This is a genomic window from Haloarchaeobius ordinarius (assembly GCF_051801355.1).
Lineage (GTDB): Archaea > Halobacteriota > Halobacteria > Halobacteriales > Natrialbaceae > Haloarchaeobius.
In genome coordinates this window covers 1,907,850-1,925,630 of the sequence record NZ_CP196560.1, presented here as the reverse complement: position 1 = coordinate 1,925,630, position 17,781 = coordinate 1,907,850, and the positions used below count along the sequence as shown (strand labels likewise).

The 17,781-nt window shown below is 65.7% G+C and carries 19 protein-coding genes; 10 read left to right on the top strand and 9 right to left on the bottom strand.

The genetic code is table 11. The annotated features are described in order from the left end of the window. Positions 1-13: 13 nt before the first annotated feature. The 3 genes from ACSC1R_RS09995 to ACSC1R_RS09985 form a co-directional block, all read right to left on the bottom strand. Positions 14-622: a helix-hairpin-helix domain-containing protein gene (locus ACSC1R_RS09995; RefSeq protein ID WP_439025597.1), complete on the bottom strand. Its 609-nt coding sequence runs from the start codon at positions 620-622 to the stop codon at positions 14-16. 35 nt (positions 623-657) lie between these two features. After that, a complete protein-coding gene (locus ACSC1R_RS09990; RefSeq protein ID WP_439025596.1) occupies positions 658-1,473 on the bottom strand; it encodes a shikimate dehydrogenase in 816 nt (271 codons plus the stop codon). An 87-nt stretch (positions 1,474-1,560) separates the two neighbouring features. Beyond that, positions 1,561-2,403, bottom strand: coding sequence for a universal stress protein (locus ACSC1R_RS09985; protein ID WP_439025595.1), 843 nt, complete (start codon positions 2,401-2,403; stop codon positions 1,561-1,563). A gap of 171 nt (positions 2,404-2,574) precedes the next feature. Between ACSC1R_RS09985 and ACSC1R_RS09980 the strand changes: the two genes are divergently transcribed. The 5 genes from ACSC1R_RS09980 to ACSC1R_RS09960 all read left to right on the top strand — a co-directional run bounded on the left by ACSC1R_RS09980 (position 2,575) and on the right by ACSC1R_RS09960 (position 7,456). Then, positions 2,575-3,984 (top strand): sodium:calcium antiporter, encoded by a 1,410-nt coding sequence (locus ACSC1R_RS09980; RefSeq protein ID WP_439025594.1) that lies wholly within the window; start codon positions 2,575-2,577, stop codon positions 3,982-3,984. A 55-nt stretch (positions 3,985-4,039) separates the two neighbouring features. Further along, positions 4,040-5,350: a D-aminoacyl-tRNA deacylase gene (locus tag ACSC1R_RS09975; RefSeq protein ID WP_439025593.1), complete on the top strand. Its 1,311-nt coding sequence runs from the start codon at positions 4,040-4,042 to the stop codon at positions 5,348-5,350. A 133-nt stretch (positions 5,351-5,483) separates the two neighbouring features. Next, entirely contained in the window at positions 5,484-6,647 is a 1,164-nt protein-coding gene (gene ftsZ, locus ACSC1R_RS09970) for a cell division protein FtsZ (RefSeq protein ID WP_439025592.1), read from the top strand. Between the two features lie 201 nt (positions 6,648-6,848). Next, positions 6,849-7,016, top strand: a complete 168-nt coding sequence (locus tag ACSC1R_RS09965) for a protein translocase SEC61 complex subunit gamma (protein WP_261650476.1) — start codon at positions 6,849-6,851, stop codon at positions 7,014-7,016. Positions 7,017-7,018: 2 nt separating this feature from the next. Continuing rightward, complete coding sequence (locus ACSC1R_RS09960; RefSeq protein ID WP_439025591.1) at positions 7,019-7,456, top strand: transcription elongation factor Spt5; 438 nt, start codon at positions 7,019-7,021, stop codon at positions 7,454-7,456. 179 nt (positions 7,457-7,635) lie between these two features. Here ACSC1R_RS09960 and ACSC1R_RS09955 read toward each other — a convergent pair whose 3' ends face one another. Beyond that, positions 7,636-7,932, bottom strand: coding sequence for a DUF7565 family protein (locus ACSC1R_RS09955; protein WP_439025590.1), 297 nt, complete (start codon positions 7,930-7,932; stop codon positions 7,636-7,638). A 120-nt stretch (positions 7,933-8,052) separates the two neighbouring features. Here ACSC1R_RS09955 and ACSC1R_RS09950 point away from each other — a divergent pair, with 120 nt between their 5' ends. Next, positions 8,053-8,787 (top strand): PHP-associated domain-containing protein, encoded by a 735-nt coding sequence (locus tag ACSC1R_RS09950; RefSeq protein WP_439028705.1) that lies wholly within the window; start codon positions 8,053-8,055, stop codon positions 8,785-8,787. An 18-nt stretch (positions 8,788-8,805) separates the two neighbouring features. On the opposite strand, the gene ACSC1R_RS09945 is transcribed toward ACSC1R_RS09950, so the two are convergent. After that, entirely contained in the window at positions 8,806-9,309 is a 504-nt protein-coding gene (locus ACSC1R_RS09945; RefSeq protein ID WP_439025589.1) for a metal-dependent hydrolase, read from the bottom strand. Further along, positions 9,306-9,803, bottom strand: a complete 498-nt coding sequence (locus ACSC1R_RS09940) for a CinA family protein (RefSeq protein WP_439025588.1) — start codon at positions 9,801-9,803, stop codon at positions 9,306-9,308. Before ACSC1R_RS09940 ends, ACSC1R_RS09945 begins: the two co-directional genes overlap by 4 nt. 122 nt (positions 9,804-9,925) lie before the next feature. On the opposite strand from ACSC1R_RS09940, the gene ACSC1R_RS09935 reads away from it, so the two are divergent. Continuing rightward, entirely contained in the window at positions 9,926-11,026 is a 1,101-nt protein-coding gene (locus ACSC1R_RS09935; RefSeq protein ID WP_439025587.1) for a pyridoxal phosphate-dependent aminotransferase, read from the top strand. A 58-nt stretch (positions 11,027-11,084) separates the two neighbouring features. Then, the gene (locus ACSC1R_RS09930) at positions 11,085-12,281 is read left to right on the top strand and encodes an ArsA family ATPase (RefSeq protein WP_439025586.1); all 1,197 of its coding nucleotides are present in this window, start codon (positions 11,085-11,087) and stop codon (positions 12,279-12,281) included. A 159-nt stretch (positions 12,282-12,440) separates the two neighbouring features. On the opposite strand, the gene ACSC1R_RS09925 is transcribed toward ACSC1R_RS09930, so the two are convergent. Genes ACSC1R_RS09925 through ACSC1R_RS09915 form a run of 3 tightly spaced genes read right to left on the bottom strand, consistent with a single transcriptional unit; the run spans position 12,441 to position 15,048 of the window. Then, the gene (locus ACSC1R_RS09925; RefSeq protein WP_439025585.1) at positions 12,441-13,346 is read right to left on the bottom strand and encodes an SDR family oxidoreductase; all 906 of its coding nucleotides are present in this window, start codon (positions 13,344-13,346) and stop codon (positions 12,441-12,443) included. Between the two features lie 25 nt (positions 13,347-13,371). Then, positions 13,372-14,112, bottom strand: a complete 741-nt coding sequence (locus tag ACSC1R_RS09920; RefSeq protein ID WP_439025584.1) for an endonuclease V — start codon at positions 14,110-14,112, stop codon at positions 13,372-13,374. 3 nt (positions 14,113-14,115) lie between these two features. Next, on the bottom strand, positions 14,116-15,048 hold the full coding sequence (locus tag ACSC1R_RS09915; RefSeq protein WP_439025583.1) for a rhomboid family intramembrane serine protease: 933 nt from the start codon (positions 15,046-15,048) through the stop codon (positions 14,116-14,118). A 552-nt stretch (positions 15,049-15,600) separates the two neighbouring features. On the opposite strand from ACSC1R_RS09915, the gene ACSC1R_RS09910 reads away from it, so the two are divergent. Together ACSC1R_RS09910 and polX are read left to right on the top strand one after the other, a co-directional pair. Beyond that, on the top strand, positions 15,601-16,017 hold the full coding sequence (locus tag ACSC1R_RS09910; RefSeq protein WP_439025582.1) for a DUF5788 family protein: 417 nt from the start codon (positions 15,601-15,603) through the stop codon (positions 16,015-16,017). A gap of 10 nt (positions 16,018-16,027) precedes the next feature. After that, positions 16,028-17,767, top strand: a complete 1,740-nt coding sequence (polX, locus tag ACSC1R_RS09905) for a DNA polymerase/3'-5' exonuclease PolX (RefSeq protein ID WP_439025581.1) — start codon at positions 16,028-16,030, stop codon at positions 17,765-17,767. The last annotated feature ends 14 nt before the right edge of the window (positions 17,768-17,781 follow it).

Genomic DNA, 17,781 nt, shown 5'->3' with positions numbered 1-17,781 from the left:
TGCGGTTTCTGCCCTAGCGGCGTGCTTTGGCCCGCTTCACCCATTGTTCGATGCGGGTGGAAGAGATATCCGTCTCTTCGGCGACGGCCTCCGGGTCCGCCTTCGCGAGGTCGGCGACAGTCTCGATACCCGCGTTGGCGAGTCGCTCGGCGTAGGCCGGGCCGATACCCTTGATGTCGTCGGTCGGTTCCGCCGGTTCGGGTTCCGCTTCGGTCTCGGTCGACTCGGGTTCCGCTTCAGCCTCGGTGGGTTCGGGTTCCGCTTCGGACCCGGTCGACTCGGGTTCCGCTTCCTCGACACCCCCGGCAGATTCGGTCTCCGGTTCGCTCTCTGCCGCTGGTTCCTCGGCTTCGGTCTCCGCCTCGGCCACTGGCTCCTCGGCCTCCGATGCCTCGACGGACGCCTCCACTCCGGCCGTCTCCGAGGTCGCCGGTTCGGCCTCGGAAACCGTCTCCTCCACAGTTTCGGACTCCACACCTGCCGCTTCGGTACTCGTCGTCTCGGCCGCCGTCGAGGGCTCGCGCCGCTCTTTCTCCACGGTGACACCGACGTCCCGGGACGACCGTGGCTGCGAATCGTCGTCCAGCCCCAACAGCGACTTCAACTTCTTGAGCAGTGCCATTACAGGTGAGTATCGGGTGACGGCACTTAAACCCGCTACCTGTCGCCTCGCAAGCCAGTTCGCAGGGCTTCGTTCATCTCTGTGATGGGTGCATCGCGCCCGGTCCACCGCTCGAACGCGATAGCCCCCTGATACAACAACATCCACGCGCCGTCGACCGTCGTGGCACCGCAGTCGGCGGCATCACGGAGCAACCGCGTCTCCAACGGACTGTACACCGCGTCGAGGACGACCAGATTCCCGTGGAGGGCGGTCTGCGGAACGGGCGAGGCGTCCTCCTCCATACCGACACTGGTCGCGTTGACCAGCACGTCGGCATCGGGGACGAGGTCCATGAGCGCGTCGAGACCGTGGCCACTGGCACCCGGCACGTCCGCTGCGAGGGCGGTCGCACGCTCGACGGTCCGGTTGACCACGTGGACCGTGCTGCCAGCGTCCGCCAGCGCGAAGGCGACCGCCCGGCCAGCGCCGCCGGCCCCGACGACGACCGCAGTCGCTCCGTCGAGTTCCGCGTCACCCTGTTCTTCGAGGGCGCGGCGAGCACCGTCAGCGTCAGTGTTGTGGCCGGTCGGCTGGTCGCCCGAGAAGTCGATGGTGTTCACCGCCCCGATTCGGTCCGCGAGTTCGTCGGGCTCGACGAGGGAGAGGACGTCCTGCTTGAACGGGATGGTGACGTTCAGCCCACTGATTCCAAGCGCCTCTGCCCCCTCGATTGCGGTTTCGAGCGCCGCCGGTTCCGGTTCGAACGTCACGTACCGTGCATCCATCCCGTGGCACTCGTATGCCGCCTCGTGCATCGGGGGCGACAACGAGTGTCCGACGGGGTTCCCCACGAGTCCGAAAACCTGCATACGCGGTGCGGATGTATCGGGGAGGCAAAAATCGTCCGCCGCCGGCAGCACTCGCTCGACAGTCCCGAAGGTGCCGAGAGTACCCGCTCAGCGCTCGGGGTGGACGACGAGGACTGGCTCGTCGACGAGTCGAAGAACACGGTCGGCCGTGCTCCCGAGGAACTGCCCTGCGAGGCTCGACTCACCGGTCGAGGCGATGACGACCAGGTCGACGTCCTGTTCGTCGACGTAGGCTGCGATACCCTCGCTCGGGATGCCCGACCGCGTCGCCAACTCGAACTCGACGTCGGTGTCGGTGAGGGCCGCATAGTCGTCGGCCAGTGCTTCCAGATTCTCCATCGCCTTCTCCAGCAGGCCGTCGACGTACTCCTGGTCGACACCGCCAGCACTGAACGGGCCCGCTTCGCGGCGGACGTCGACCACGTTGAGGACGTGTAACGCTGCGCCGTATCGGTCTGCGAGGTCTGCCGCGGGAGCGACGGCTTCACTCGCGGCATCGCTCCCGTCGGTCGGCATGAGGATGGTCTCGTAGTCCCCCACGTGCTCGTCGCCACCGGGGACCGTCAACACGTCCCGCTCGGCCGTCCTGAGGACGCGGTTGGTGACGCTCCCGAACAGTCGCTCTCTGATGCCGCCGTTCCCGTGCCGTCCCATCACGACGAGTCCCGCGTCGACCCGGTTCGCGAGGTCGACGATCGCTGTCGAGGGCCGGTCGGCCACGACGTGCGCCTCGACGGGCACCCCGGACTCTGCACCCAGCTTTTCGACCGCTTCGACGACGGACCGTGCGTCCTCCTCGTCGAGTTCTTCGTGCGCTGCGGCGACGGCTGTGACCCTGCCACCGTAGGTCGCTGCGAGTCCGATACCGGCCTCGGCGGCACGGGTCGCACAGCCACTCCCGTCTACTGCGATAACGACTTGCTCGAACATGTCTCTCGATAGAGATTGGCCGAGTCGGTACTAAAATGATGCGCAGGATACCAGGTCGACGAGAGCGCCGTCACCGCCCAGCATCGTCTTCTCCCGGATCATGTGAGCAACTGATACAAACACCTTGACCAAACCGCAAGCATTACCTACGCGATTGCGAACCCTTCAGGTATGATTAGGCAACGACTCCAGCACCCGCTGGCTGCCCTCGTCTTCGCGGCGTTGCTCACAGCCCCGTGGGTCGGCGTGGAACTGCTGGGTGGTCCCGAAGCGTTCGGTTTCTCCCCGTTCATGACGGTCGCAGTAAGTGGCCTCTCCGTCCTCGGCGCGTCGTTCATGCTCGCGTGGGGTGCCGAAACCGCAGAGAAAGACGTGCCACGCGCGTTCGCAATCGCCGTCCTCGCGGTGCTCGCGGTGGCCCCCGAGTACGCGGTCGACGCCCTCTACGCCTTCGGTGCCGGTGACGGCGGTGCGACAACCGAAGCCTGCGCCCAGTTCACGAAACAGCAGATAGAGAACGGCGCGACTCCGGTCGCCGCGGCCTGTCACGACGCGAACCTCGCGGTCGCGAACATGACGGGTGCGAACCGCATCCTCATCGGCCTCGGCTGGTCCGGTATCGCCCTGTTCACCGTCTACCGGGCGGCATCCGCCAGTGACCCCGCCGTCACCAAGAGAGACGGCTTCCTCAGGAACACCGTCTCGCTGGACCGTGACCTCGGTCTGGAACTCGTCTTCCTCCTCGGCGCGACCCTCTTTGCCTTCCTCGTGCCGCTGAACGGCGGCATCGGCATCGCAGACACCATCGTCCTCCTCGGTCTCTACGTCGCCTACATCGTCATCATCGTCCGGGGCGACGTCGAGGAACACGAAGAGCAAGTCGGCGTGCCCGCGTACCTCCAGAACCTCCCCTTCGCCTACCGGTCGCTCTCGTCCATCACGCTGTTCCTCTACTCCGGTGTCATCATCTACACCGCCGTCCATCCGTTCGCACACGGGCTGGAGCTCATCGGGAAGGACCTCGGTGCACCGCCGTTCTTCATGATTCAGTGGGTGGCACCGCTCGCCTCCGAGAGCCCCGAACTCATCGTCGTCGCCTATCTCGTGAACAAGGCGCGCTCGACCGCCGGGTTCAACGCGCTCATCTCCTCGAAGCTCAACCAGTGGACCCTCCTCATCGGGACCCTCGCCATCGTCTACAGCATCGCCCTCGGTGACGTCGGGACGCTCCCGTTCGACGAGAAACAGGCGGCCGAAATCTGGATCACGGCCGCACAGAGTCTCTTCGCCATCGCCATCATCACGAACTTCGAGATCAGCGTCAGAGAGGCCGTACTCTTGCTGGTCCTGTTCGTCTCGCAGGTCGCCGCCGAGTCGGCCATCATCCTGACGATGTCGGGGAGCGAGGCGGAGGCACTCAGCATGGATATCCTCTACGGCTACACCGCCCTCTACGTCGTCATCGCACTCGTCATGTTCTGGCAGCGCCGCGACGAACTCGCACGCACCTTCCAGCGCACCGCGAATCGGGCCCGGGAGTCGATGGGTGGTGACGCCCCCGTCCCCGACCACTCGGACTGACCGACGCTCGGCGCGACCCGATACCCACTTGTTTTCGCTTCGCTAACGCTCGGCCGTGATTGCGATAGTCGTGAGTCGTGCGGACTCCGCGTCGACACACATCGGCGAGCACCTGCTCGACCTCGCCGACTGGACGCCCACCGAGGACACGGCGCTTTCAGACGGTGCGGGCGGCGGGACCGTCTACCGAACCGACGGGTTCGAACTCCGTGAGTTCGACGACCTCCACCTCGACCTCGAGGACGTCGCGGCAGCGTTCGACGACCCCGATTTGCTCGTGTTCGCCTCACGCCACGCTGGCGAGACTGGGGCGCTGCTCACTGCCCACTTCACGGGTAACTTCGGCCCGGCCGAGTACGGCGGGGCCGACGACAGCCTCGCCGAGGCGTGTCCGAACGCCCAGGCCGAACTGCTCACTGCCTTCGAGAAGCACGCGCCCGAGGAGTACGGCGTCGGTATGGAGTGCACACACCACGGCCCGAGCAGGGTCGGTGTCCCGTCGATGTTCGTCGAACTCGGGAGCGACGAAGACCAGTGGACAGACCCCGCGGGGGCGCGGGCAGTGGCGCAGGCGATACTCGAACTCAGGGGTGTCGACCCACACCGGGAACGGACCGTCGTCGGCTTCGGCGGCGGCCACTACGTACCGCGGTTCGAACGGGTCGTCCGCGAGACTTCGTGGGCGGTGGGCCACATCGCGGCGGACTGGGGCCTCGACGCTATCGGCCACCCTGCGGAACACCGCGACGTGCTCGACCAGGCGTTCGTCCAGAGTGGGGCCGAGTACGCCCTCGTGGAGGACGAGCGCCCGGTACTCGAATCGGTCATTGCCGACCTCGGCTACCGCGTCGTCAGCGAGACGTGGCTCCGGACCGTCGACGAACAGGACCTCGACACCGTCGCCACGCTGGAGGAGGCCATTTGCCCGGTCGAAGACGGCCTTCGGTTCGGTGCTGCGACGGACGAGTACGAGATTCGACCACTTCCCGGTGACCTGCTCGACGCGGCCCAGGGAACCGACCGCGAGGCGGTACTCGCGGCGGCGGCTGCCAATCTCGTCGCGTACGAGACCGTCCAGAGTGGGACACGGGTCGCGGGGCGAGCAGCGACCTCGCAGGAGGGGTACGACGCGTTCGTCGACGAACTCGTCGCCATCATCACCGAGAAGTACGACGAGGTCGAGCGCACTGGCGACGAGGTCGTCGCCCGGGCCTACGGGTTCGACCCCGAACTGGCCCACGAAGCAGGTGTCCCCGAAGGGCCCGCATTCGGGCGGCTCGCCGGGGGAGAACCCGTCGAGGTCGACGGGCGGACCATCACGCCAGCGGACGTCGCCACCGAGCGAGTGGAGCGCTTCGAGGTTTGATTATAAAGGGTGTCATCCGTTCTGGCGACCGTGCTGGAAACGTAGCTATCACGACGTGAGAACCGAAACGTCTGACGACCGTCGGACAGTGGGGGAAAGGTAATTAACCTCGATAAAATAATGGGTGCTAAGGATGGATTCGATCGTTGAAGACGCTATCGACGAGGCCGAAGGCGCGGCCCAGGAGCGAGACCCTGCGCAGGGCTCCGGGGGCGTTCCGCAGGACTCAGGGCCGAAGCGGACCGGCAAGATGACCGACGACGAGCTCGAGGACGTACTGCAAGAGCTCCAGACGAACATCACCGTGGTCGGGTGCGGCGGCGCGGGTGGGAACACCATCAACCGGATGCACGAAGAGGGCATCCACGGCGCGAAACTCGTCGCGGCGAACACCGACGTCCAGCACCTCGTCGAAATCGACGCCGACACGAAGATCCTCATGGGCGAACAGAAAACCGGCGGGCGTGGGGCTGGCTCGCTCCCACAGGTCGGCGAGGAGGCCGCCCTCGAATCCCAGGAGGAGATCTACGAGTCTATCGAGGGCTCGGACATGGTGTTCGTCACCGCCGGACTCGGCGGTGGCACGGGGACCGGTTCGGCTCCGGTCGTCGCCAAGGCCGCCCGCGAGGCAGGCGCACTCACCATCGCCATCGTCACCACACCCTTCACCGCCGAGGGTGAGGTCCGCCGGACCAACGCAGAGGCCGGCCTCGAACGCCTCCGCGACGTGAGCGACACGGTCATCGTCGTCCCGAACGACCGCCTGCTCGACTCCGTCGGCAAACTGCCGGTCCGCCAGGCGTTCAAGGTCAGTGACGAAGTCCTCATGCGCTCGGTCAAGGGCATCACCGAACTCATCACGAAGCCTGGCCTCGTCAACCTCGACTTCGCCGACGTTCGCACCGTCATGGAACGCGGCGGCGTCGCCATGATCGGCCTCGGTGAGTCCGACTCCGACGCCAAGTCGACTGATTCCGTGAAGGCCGCGCTCCGCTCCCCACTGCTCGACGTGGACATCTCCGGGGCCTCTTCGGCGCTGGTCAACGTCACCGGTGGCTCGGACATGAGCATCGAAGAGGCAGAGGGCGTCGTCGAGGAGATATACGACCGCATCGACCCCGACGCCCGCATCATCTGGGGGACCTCCATCGACGAGACCCTCGACGGCAGTATGCGCACGATGATAGTCGTCACGGGTGTCGACTCGCCCCAGATTTACGGAAACACGACCGAGGGCCAGCCCCAGCAGACCCAGCAGCCCCAGAACGTCCAGCAGGACATCGACTTCGTCGACTAGTCGCTCACTGCCCGGCCAATCGGTCACCTCCATCGTATTCTGCGGTGTTTCTCTGGGCTGTCACCAGTACCGAGAGTGATTCGGCCGTACCGACACGTCACACATCGAACCGGACCGTCCCCTGTACCACCCGTTCCGGTGATTCCGACGGCGATAACGAGCATCAATAGATAGAAAAGCACTGATGACAAAGCCCCGGTCATGGAAGTTCCCAAGGACCTCACCTCCTACGTTCGCGTGCTCAAGATGGCGAGCACACCATCGTGGGACGAGTTCTCGCAAATCGCCAAGATAGCCGGGGCCGGCATCCTCTTCGTCGGCCTGATGGGCTTTCTCATCGCCCTCGTGATGCAGTTCGTACCAGCCTAACAATGCCGATATACGCCGTCAAGACGACCGCGAGCCAGGAGCGAACGGTCGCGGACATGATCATGAACCGTGAAGAGCCCACCATCCACGCCGCGCTCGCCCCCGATTCGCTGACGAGCTACGTGATGGTCGAAGCGGACGACCACAACATCATCGAGCGTGTGCTCGAGGAGATTCCCCACGCCCGCAGTGTCATCCCCGGCGAGTCCGACATCTCCGAGGTCGAGCACTTCCTCTCCCCGAAGCCGGACGTCGAGGGTATCGCGGAAGGCGACATCGTCGAACTCATCGCCGGCCCGTTCAAGGGCGAGAAGGCGCAGGTCCAGCGCATCGACGAGGGCAAGGACCAGGTCACCGTCGAGCTGTACGAGGCGACCGTCCCGATTCCGGTCACCGTGCGCGGTGACCAGATTCGGGTGCTGGACAGTGAGGAACGGTAATCTCGGACACCCGAACGGCACAAAACGCCGTGCGGAAACAGCCAGGAGCGTTACGGCGTTCTTCTAGCGTTCGACCGCTTCGTTCACGGGAACTGGCAGGGACCACGCGGTTCCGCTCTCTCATTCGGTACACGCACGAGAACAGCGGCGCGGACGGAACGGAAGTAGAATCGTGTCGCTTACGCCGGTGACCCGCCGAGACGTTCGACAACCGACTGCAGGTCGGCACTGTCCTCGACGAGGTCCTTTATCTCCTCGCGCTCTCTGACCTCCTCCGAGCTCGCGCCGTATGCGCGGACGTACTCGGCGCGAGAGTGTTCGTTGAAGGCGTGTCGGATGGCCAGATAGCCGTCCGGCACGACGACGCCACAGACCTTGCACTCCTGTCGTTCGTGTTCGGTGCTCTGGTGAACGATGAGGTCCTCGACGGTCTGGTACGTCGTATCACACTCGTCGATTCGGCATTCCCACGGCATCAGTTGCCGATGCTACGGGAGTCGGCTATTTCATTGTTGTCCTGGACCGGAAACGGAACCACTAAACTGGTCCTGACGATACCCCTGACTGTGAGCGATAGCGAGGGGTCGAGGGTGGACATGCACGTCAAGGTACTCGACGAGACGGTCGTCGAGCGCGCCAAATCCCGGGCAATCGACGTGCTGGTGTACGCACCGCACTTCGTCCGGCTGCCGGAGATACGCCGGCGAGCCGCGGCGTTCAGCGACGACGAATTGCTCGTCGTCCCGGCCCGCGAGATATTCACCGGTGACTGGCGAAACCGCCGGCACGTCCTCGCGGTCGGACTCGAAGACCCCGTCCCCGACTTCATCACGCTCGACGGGGCGATGGCCGAACTGACGCGTCAGGACGCGGCCGTCCTCGCCCCACACCCCGAGTTCTTGAACGTGAGTCTCGACGAGCACGAACTCCAGACGTGGGGTGGCGAGATAGACGCCGTCGAAGCGTACAATCCGAAGCTCCTCGCGCACTGGAAGCGCCGGGCCAGCGAGATAGTCGACGACGAGGGCTGGGCACCCTTCGGCTCGTCGTACGCGCACCTCCGCCAGTCCATCGGCGAGGTGTGGACCGAGTTCGACCGGTCGGTCGACACCGAGGCGGACCTGGTCTCGGCGCTCAAGGAGGGGATGTCGCGCGAGGTACGCCGCCAGCGCGGGCTTCGTCACCGACTCCGCTGTCTGGTCGAGTTCGCCCACCTGGGCTACGAGAACTCCTGGACGAAGATAGACCGCCTGTTCCTGTCGGGCACCGAGCCGACCCACCCGCGTCACATCGCCTACGAGGGCCGGTTCGACGACGTCGCAGTGTACTGATTCTGGCGGGGGTTCCGCTTAGACGCCGAAGACGGCGAGTCCGAGTCCCTGGATACCTTGCCCGAACTCCAGCGACGCCCACGGGACGTGGAAGACGATGACGTAGCAGACGACGAGTTCGAACCCCGTGATGACGACCGTCATCAGGTCTGCGTGGTCGCTCTTGACTGCGACACCGATTGGCAAGCCGTACTCCTGCGAGTAGGGGTAGAACAGGGCGATACCCCGTTTGCTCCCCATGATGTCGAGGACGTAGTGGGTGAGGACGCCGATCCAGACGTACTGGAGGTTCCCGAAGACGTAGGGGAACGCCACGAACAGCCCGAGAATCCCGAGATTGTGCAGCGTCTTGCGGTGCTTGCCGAACTCGGTGTCCACGTCGGGGAACAGCGCCCCGAGCGTGACCGGCAGACCGACTTCCAGAATCTTCACGAACGTCGCTTCGGTCCCGGCAGGTTCGAGGATGTAGCCGAGGCCGATACTCAACAGTACCGCGTTCATCACGTGTCCCTTCTTGTTCACTGGGACTGCACCTCGTCGAGCACGTCCGAGAGTGCCTGCTCGACCGTCTTCTCCCTGACGGTCGCGCGGTCGCCGTCGAACTCGTACCGCTCGACCGTCGTGTACGAGGACTCACTCCCCCACGGCCCGGCGTAGGCGACCCCGATGTAGACGGTTCCAACGGGGGTCTCCTCGGTGCCGCCCGATGGCCCGGCCACGCCGGTCGTCGAGACGCCCCACGTCACGTCTGCGGTGTCGCGCACGCCCTGGGCCATCTGGCGGGCGACAGGTTCCGAGACCGCGCCGTGGGCGTCCAGGTCCTCGCGGTTCACGCCGAGCAACTGCTCTTTCGCGCCGTACGCGTAGGTCACCAGCGACCGGTCGAAGTAGTCCGACGAGCCGGGGACGTCGGTGATTCGAGCGCCGATGAGCCCCCCGGTGCAGGACTCCGCGGTCGCGAGCAGCTCCTCGCGCTCGCGGAGGGCCTCACCGAGTCGTTCTGCGAGTGGCTTCATGCCCGGAGGAAAGAGTGGCAGTGGTTTGAATACAGGGGCTGGGGCTGTCGGCCGAACACCGGTCAGACGCTCGCCAGCGACAGGGCGAAAGAAACTCCATCCCACGAACCGAGGCATGCCATATGAACTACGAGAAACCGCTGTTCTTCGAAATCATGTCCTACGCGGTCCACGCCGACCGCGACGTGGTCGACATGGTCAGCGGGAACCCGGACTGGGAACCGCCCGAATCGCTCCGAGCGGGCCTCCACGAGTACGCCGACCTCGATTCGCTGGAGTTCCAGTACCCGCCCTCGGAGGGGCTTCGGGAACTCCGCGAGGAGATTGCCGCCCGCCGGGGCGTCGACGAATCCCAGGTAGTCGTGACCAACGGCGGGTGTGAGGCCAACTACCTGGCGATGGCGCGTGCGCTCGAACGCGGGAGTGGCGACGAGGTCATCCTGACAGACCCCGTCTACCCGTACTACCCGGGAAAAACCACCCTGCTCGGGGGGACCCAGAAGTTCGTCGCCACGGCTCCCGACGGGACGCTCGACCCGGGCGACGTGCGCGAGGCCGCCAGCGAGGACACCGCGGCCATCGTCGTGAACTCGCCGAACAACCCGACCGGGGCAGTGTACGGCGAGGACGTGATTCACGAACTCGTCGCCGTCGCTGAAGACTACGACGCCATCCTCGTCAGCGACGAGGTGTACGACCACTACGACCTCTCGGGACGATTCACGAGCGCGCTCTCGGTCGATTCCGACCATCGCATCGTCACGAACTCGTTCTCGAAGACCTTCGCCATCACCGGCTTCCGGGTTGGGTACGCCATCCTGCCGCCAGAACACGTCGAGGCCGCGAAGTCCAGACACATGCTGGTCACCATCTCGGCGTCGCGCCCGGCCCAGTACGCCATCCTCCACGCCCTCCGCGAGACCGACCCGGCGTACTACGAAGCGAACCGCGAACTCCTGCGCGAGCGCCGCGAGACGTTCATGGATGCGCTGGACGCGGCTGGCGCGGAGTACTCCCAGCCCGACGGGGCGTTCTACGTGATGGCCCGGTTCGGCGACACCCCCGGGTCCGTCGAGAACACCAAGCGACTCATCGACGAGGCCGGCGTCGCAGGGATGCCCGGAGAAGCCTTCGGCGACTCACGCTCGGACTGGTTCCGGTTCGCGCTGGTGACGCCCAGGGTCGAGGAGGCAGCAGAGCGGCTGGCAGCGTACTTCTCCTGACTTCGGGTTCTCGCGTCCAACCGGGAAGTACACAAGTCGTGACGCGGTACCAGCGCCTATGACTGACATCAGCGTCGAAGCGGTCGACGAAGTGGACGACAGCGACGACGACCAGCCGTCCGTCGACGCGACGGGCGCTGATATCGACGTCGACGTCGTAGACGGGACGGAGACGACGACCACCGACGAGGTCGGCCTCGACGGTATCGACGCGCCGAAGTACGTCCTCTACGGCGGCAAAGGCGGCGTCGGCAAGACGACGATGGCCGCCGCGACCGCGCTCGCGAGCGCCAGCGACGGGTCGACGACGCTCGTCGTCTCGACCGACCCGGCACACTCGCTCTCGGACACCTTCGAGACGGAGATTCCCGCCGAACCGACCCAGATTCGCGAGGACATCCCCCTCTACGCGGCCGAGATAGACCCCGAGGTCGCGATGGAGCAGGGCGCGGCAGTCTTCGGCGGTGGACAGAGCACCGGCGAGGACGACGACACCGGCATGGGTATGGGCGGCGGCCCCGGTGCTGGCGGGCCGATGGGCGGCCTCGGTGACATGCTCGGCGGCGAGGGCGGCCCCATGGAACAGCTGATGGGCGGCGCGATGCCGGGTGCCGACGAGGCCGCCGCGATGCAGCTGTTCCTCCAGTACCTCGACGACCCGCGGTTCGACCGCGTCGTGGTCGACACCGCCCCGACCGGGCACACCCTCCGCCTGCTCGAACTCCCCGAGATAATGGACACGATGCTCGGCCGGATGCTCAAACTCCGCGAGCGTCTCGGTGGCATGATGGAGGGGCTCAAAGGCATGTTCGGCGGGACACCCGGGCAGGAGGACGACGGGATGCCCGACGACCTCGAAGCCCTCCAGCAACAGATAGAACGCCTGCGAGCCGTCCTTCGGGACCCCACCCAGACCGACTTCCGTGTCGTGATGAACCCCGAGGAGATGAGCGTGTTCGAGTCGAAGCGCCTGCTCGCCCAGCTCGAGGAGTACGGTATCCCGGTCGGGACCGTCGTCGTCAACAAGGTGATGGAAGACCTCGCGGACGTGACCGACGACATCGACCCCGACGAGTTCGTCAAACCGAACCTCGACTCCTGTGAGTTCTGCCAGCGTCGCTGGGACGTCCAGCAGAAGGCGCTCGCGGAGGCCCAGGAGATATTCCGCGGCCACGACATCAAACGGGTCCCGCTGTTCGCGGAGGAGGTGTGCGGAGAACGGATGCTCCGCATCGTCGCAGCCTGTCTGGACTGACCCGACCTTTTTATCCGAGACCGCGGCCAGCGTCGCCGTGCGCTGACAGCCGACGCGCGCCGGCCAGCGGTCGTGCGGGACGACCGTCGCGCGAGACCCGGAGTCCCGCCAGTTCGCCAGCCCCCCATAGCCACCGCCACCGCGACCTCGAAACCGCCGCTACGGCGCGAACCTGCGAACCAGCCGGAGGATGGTGTCCCGCCAGCGGTCCGGGACGAATCGGACGAGCATGAAGTACTTCGCCGCGGCCCCGACGGGGTAGCGTGGGTCCGGGTCGGTGCTGCTCGCCGCGTTCAGGATGGTCTCGGCGACCGCCCGCGGCGTCACCGACATCGGCCCGCCGCCGCTGACCGTGTTGGCGTCGTCGTACATCTCGTAGAGGTCGTCGTAGGCGTCGGAGCGCGGCAAGTCGTCGAGTTCGCTGTCCGCGCGGTCGTAGAAGTCCGTCTCGACGGGGCCGGGTTCGACGACGACCACGTCCACGTCGTACTGGTCGACCTCGCCGCGGAGTGCATCGCTCATCGCTTCGAGTGCGAACTTCGACGCGGAGTAGACGCCCGAACCGGGGAACGTGATGCGTCCGAGGGCGCTGGAGACGTTGACGATGGTTCCCCGTTCGGACTCGCGCATGTGCGGGAGCGCGGCGCGGATGAGCCGGTGTGGCCCGTAGAGGTTCACGTCGAACTGCTCGTGGACCTTGTCGGTGGGGATGTCTTCGACCGGCCCCATCTGTGCGAACCCGGCGTTGTTGACCACGCAGTCGATGCGCCCGTTCTCGTCGACGATACGGTCGACGACACGCTCGACCTGTCCGCGGTCGGTCACGTCGAGTTCGGCAGTCTCACAGCCCGCCCTGGCGAGGTCCTCGATATCAGCCGTGTCGCGCGCGGTGGCGTAGACCAGCCAGTCCTCGTCGAGGAACGCCTTCGCGGCTTCGCGGCCGATTCCGGAGGAACAACCCGTGATGAGCACGGTTTCGAGCTTCGGCTCCGGTCCATCTGCGGGTTCGTCGGTCCCCGTCTCGGACGCCGGGTCGCCGGCGTCCGTGTCCGAGTCGTCTGTCATGGGCCGGCGTTCTCCCGCCGGGTACCTAAGTGTCGATGGTTCGTTTCGCCTCGTCGGCGTACGAATCGGCGAGCCGGGTCGGCTCGGGCAGCTTGTACCGGGTCGCCAGTCTGGCCACGAGGTCGGCCGCCGTCTCGGCACCGACGCGGTGCCCGGGGCTGACGTACAGCGGGTTTATCCAGCGGTTCGGTGAGTCGTACTGCCGGGTCTGAACTGCGTAGCCGATGGTCGTCCCGTCTGGTGCGTCGACCCTGTCGTCGGCCGAGATGGCGACGCGTTCACCGACGGGGAGGTTCTCGGTCTCGCCCTGGGGCGTGCCACAGAGCAGACTCTTGGCGACGCCGATGCTCGGCACGTCGAGGATGACGCCCATGTGCGTGGCGAGCCCCGCCTGCCGGAAGTGGATGCGCCCGCTGCCGTCGAACAGGACCAGGTCCGGCTCCGACTCGAGGGCCTCGAAGGCGTCCAGGATGGGTCCGCCCTCGCGGAACGAGAGCAGCCCCGGGATGTACGGAATCTCCAGTGGCGACACTGCGTAGGTCTTCTCGACGACGGTTTCGCCCCGGAGGACGACGATGGCGCTCACGGCGCGGTCGTCGAGGAACGCCTGGTCGACGCCCGCGACGAGCGGCCCGGTGTCTGCGCCGACGCTGTCCGGGTCGAACTCGAAGTCGTCCTCGAAAATCGCAGCCTCGGCGACCCGTCGCTGCTGTGCTTCCATCTCCTCCCGGGACGCGGCGGGGTCCGGGACGAACTCTTCGTGCATCACTCAGAACGGGCCGCGACCGCCACCGCGGCGTCCGCCGCCACCGAGCTGGGTCTCGCGCGGGAGCCTGACCTGACCCTTGACGTGTTGCCCGTACAGCAGGCCGATGGCGAGGCCGACCAGGTGGGCCCCGTGGGCGACGTTGGCCTGGCCCGGGAGTGGGACGCCACCGCCGAGGATGCCGGTGACGCTCAACAGTGCATAGAGTCCAGTGATGACCCAGATCGGCGTCGGGATGAGGAAGTAGATGAGCACGGTCAGGTTCGGCCGGATGATGGTGAGTGCGCCGAGCATCGCTAGCGCCGCACCGGATGCCCCGTAGAGCGCCGTCGGGTTGCCCTGGACGAGCGCGATGGCGATCTGACCGAGGCCAGCGAGGATACCGCTTCCGAGGAAGATGAGCGTGTAGTCGCGGCTCCCGACGTACTCTTCGACCAGCCGGCCGAAGAAGAATATCACGATGCTGTTCCCGGCGATGTGACCGAAGCCTTGCGCGTGAGCGAAGATGGAGGTGAACCACGCCCAGATGTACTCGGGGTGCTGGCTCTGGAGGGTGAAGATGTTGTACCAGAGTTCGGGGTTCTCTGCCCCGACGTAGGGGGAGATACCGGAGATGTTCGGAAGGATGTACCACTGGGTCGCCCACGTCACCCACATCAACGCGAGGAACACGAACGTCATGTTCCCGCGGAAGTAGCTCAACGCGCCACCGCTACCGAATCCGAGTCCCGAGAGGGCGCTGGTGATGCCGCCACTTTCTTGCTGGCTCCCGCTGGCGGACTGGTCCTCCCGCCAGACGCCCTGCGGGTCGTTCCACTGCAACCCGGGGCAGTCGTGCTTTTCGGGCAACCGGTGTTTGCCACAGAACTTCTCACCACACCGGTTGCACGTGTACGGCATACTGGTGTGGTCGCCGCACTCGTCGCATTCAGCCATTGAAGTGACGTACACAGAGGAGACGCAAAGGAGTTTGGGAACGGGTGAGCCGGGGCTAATATCGAGCATCCTCGGGAGAGTAACTATCCGGGTACCGTCACTGTGAGCCGGTGCGTTCGCTCGGGGGTAGTGAGTGTCGGATACAGCGAATGGGGTGATTGGGGCGGGCGGCGCTGTGAACCGCCCGCCGATGAACGTGGAATCGTCCGGGATTGGAGTAGTCCGTCACCTTCTGTCGAAGGGTCTGACCGACCGCCATGTCGTCGATCGTGTGAACGAACGCTTCCCATCGACGAGTGTGAACTCGTCACGACGGTGCTCGTCCGGGGAAAGGGCGAGTTCCATCGCCTGTCGGGCGCGGATTCGTTGGGTCGACATGGCTGCCTGGGAACTGATGTTCCCTATCGAGTACGTAGACCGGGTCGGATGTAAAGGTATCAACGAGTTCGGACGTCGTATCGAGACTCGATACGCGGAGGGTCTCGACGGTGAATCTCCGTCGAACCACGGTGCGAGACAGGGTTTTTGAGCCGTCGGGACCGACGTAGAACTGTGAAAGAGTACGAGATGAAGCAGCTTCTCGCGAAGGTCGACCGCGAGGGGGCCACCATCGGTGCGAACATCCCCGACCGCATCGAGGTGCAGGGAACGGAGCTCGACCTCCGCGAGTTCGTCTTCGAGATAAAACGACGGGACACCATCCCGTCGGGCGAGCGCGAGCGCGTCGACGAAGCGAAGAAGAACCTCCGACGCGAACGCCTCCAGCGCCGCCAGCGCATCGAGGAGGACTGGGGGTCGCTGTCCCGTGAGGAGGGCGAAGAACTCGTCAACGCCATCATCGGCATCGACCGTGCGCTGAACGCGCTGGAGAACCTGGGGCCGACGAACCTCGAACAGGAGGCGAAGGCCCAGGAAGCCGCGGACACGAAGCGCTGGATGAGCTTCCTGAAGAAAGCACTCGACCGGTGACCATCGAACCATGAACCTGCAACAGGACGTCGCCGACCGACTCGAAGAGATGGCCAACCTGCTCGAAGCGGACGACGTCGAGTACAAGCCGAACGCGTACCGCCGGGCAGCCGAGAGCGTCCGCGAGTACCCGGGGTCGTTCGAAGACCTCGTCGCGGAGGGCGAAGACGCCGTGAACGAACTCGAACACGTCGGGGACGCCATCAGCGCGAAGATTATCGAGTACGCCGAGACTGGCGAGATTGCGGAACTGACCGAGATGCGCGAGCGCTATCCCGTCGACATGGCTGCGCTCTTGCGTGTCGAGGGCGTCGGGCCGAAGACCATCGGCACCCTCTACGACGAACTCGGCGTGGTGACGCTGGAAGACCTCGAATCCGCGGCACGGGCCGGAAAGATACAGGACATCAAGGGATTCGGCGCGAAGACCGAGCAGAACATCCTCGACAACCTCGAGTTCGCGAAGTCTGCGGGCGAACGGACCTTACTGGGGGACGCCCGCCCGGTCGCAGACGAGGTGGTCGCCCACCTCGAATCGGTCGCCGCGGCCGAGTCGGTCGAGGTCGCTGGCTCGCTCCGACGGTGGCGCGCGACCATCGGCGACGTCGACGTGCTCGTCGCGACCGAGGACGGGAGCGCGGTCGTCGACGCCTTCACCGACTGGGACGAGGTCGACAGCGTCATCGAGTCCGGGACCGAGAAGGCCGCAATCCGCACGGACGGCCTCCGTGTCGACCTCCGCGTGGTCGTCCCCGACGAGTTCGGGTCGGCGCTGCAGTACTTCACCGGGAGCAAGGACCACAACGTCAGGCTCCGGAACTACGCCATCGACCGCGGCATGAAGCTCAACGAGTACGGCGCGTTCGATATCTCGGGTATCGACGACCCCGACGCGGGTCAGCGTGTGGGCGACCGCGTCGGCGGTAGTACAGAAGAATCGATGTACGAAGCCCTCGACCTCCCGTGGATTCCGCCGGAGCTGCGCGAGGACCGTGGTGAGATTCAGGCGGCTGCCGCCAGCGAGTTGCCGGACCTCCTCGAGGAGGACGACGTCCGTGGTGACCTGCACAACCACACCGACTGGTCGGACGGCAACGAGACCATCGAGGAGATGCTGGCGGGTGCGGCCGCCTTCGGCCACGACTACATCTGCATCTCCGACCACGCGACCGGCCCCGGGGTCGTCGGGGGCGTCGGCGTCGAGGACGAGGCCCTGCTCGAACAGGCCGAGGCGGTCCGCGAGGCCGCCGCAGACGTCGACATCGAGGTGTTCTCCGGCGTCGAGGCGAACATCGCCGCCGACGGAAGCATCTCAGTTGCCGACGAAGTCCTCGAAGAACTGGACGTGGTCGTCGCGTCCCCACACGCAGCCCTCGATGGTGACGGTACAGACCGCCTCATCGAGGCGATGAAACACCCGTCGGTCGACATCATCGGCCACCCGACCGGTCGACTGCTCAACCAGCGCAAGGGGCTGGACGTGGACCCGGAGCGTCTCGCCGAAGCCGCGGTCGAGCACGACGTTGCCCTCGAGATCAACAGCAACCCATACCGCCTCGACCTCTCAGGGAGCGCCGTCAAGTACGCCGTCGACGCTGGTGCGACCATCGCCATCAACACGGACTCACACCGGACTGCGACGTTCGAGTACATCCGCTATGGCGTCCACACCGCCCGCCGTGGGTGGGCCGAGGCCGCCGACGTGCTCAACACGCGTGACGCCGACGGTGTCCGGGAGTTCCTGCACTGACGACTACAGCACCG

Bases quoted from the DNA above. Each gene is read 5' to 3' on its own strand.
- ACSC1R_RS09995 (WP_439025597.1), bottom strand. From the start codon at position 622: ATGGCACTGCTCAAGAAGTTGAAGTCGCTGTTGGGGCTGGACGACGAT.
- ACSC1R_RS09920 (WP_439025584.1), bottom strand. From the start codon at position 14,112: ATGCACGAAGAGTTCGTCCCGGACCCCGCCGCGTCCCGGGAGGAGATG.
- polX (WP_439025581.1), top strand. From the start codon at position 16,028: ATGAACCTGCAACAGGACGTCGCCGACCGACTCGAAGAGATGGCCAAC.
- ACSC1R_RS09990 (WP_439025596.1), bottom strand. From the start codon at position 1,473: ATGCAGGTTTTCGGACTCGTGGGGAACCCCGTCGGACACTCGTTGTCG.
- ACSC1R_RS09980 (WP_439025594.1), top strand. From the start codon at position 2,575: ATGATTAGGCAACGACTCCAGCACCCGCTGGCTGCCCTCGTCTTCGCG.
- ACSC1R_RS09960 (WP_439025591.1), top strand. From the start codon at position 7,019: ATGCCGATATACGCCGTCAAGACGACCGCGAGCCAGGAGCGAACGGTC.
- ACSC1R_RS09935 (WP_439025587.1), top strand. From the start codon at position 9,926: ATGAACTACGAGAAACCGCTGTTCTTCGAAATCATGTCCTACGCGGTC.
- ACSC1R_RS09950 (WP_439028705.1), top strand. From the start codon at position 8,053: ATGCACGTCAAGGTACTCGACGAGACGGTCGTCGAGCGCGCCAAATCC.
- ACSC1R_RS09925 (WP_439025585.1), bottom strand. From the start codon at position 13,346: ATGACAGACGACTCGGACACGGACGCCGGCGACCCGGCGTCCGAGACG.
- ACSC1R_RS09955 (WP_439025590.1), bottom strand. From the start codon at position 7,932: ATGCCGTGGGAATGCCGAATCGACGAGTGTGATACGACGTACCAGACC.
- ACSC1R_RS09965 (WP_261650476.1), top strand. From the start codon at position 6,849: ATGGAAGTTCCCAAGGACCTCACCTCCTACGTTCGCGTGCTCAAGATG.
- ftsZ (WP_439025592.1), top strand. From the start codon at position 5,484: ATGGATTCGATCGTTGAAGACGCTATCGACGAGGCCGAAGGCGCGGCC.
- ACSC1R_RS09930 (WP_439025586.1), top strand. From the start codon at position 11,085: ATGACTGACATCAGCGTCGAAGCGGTCGACGAAGTGGACGACAGCGAC.
- ACSC1R_RS09915 (WP_439025583.1), bottom strand. From the start codon at position 15,048: ATGGCTGAATGCGACGAGTGCGGCGACCACACCAGTATGCCGTACACG.
- ACSC1R_RS09940 (WP_439025588.1), bottom strand. From the start codon at position 9,803: ATGAAGCCACTCGCAGAACGACTCGGTGAGGCCCTCCGCGAGCGCGAG.
- ACSC1R_RS09985 (WP_439025595.1), bottom strand. From the start codon at position 2,403: ATGTTCGAGCAAGTCGTTATCGCAGTAGACGGGAGTGGCTGTGCGACC.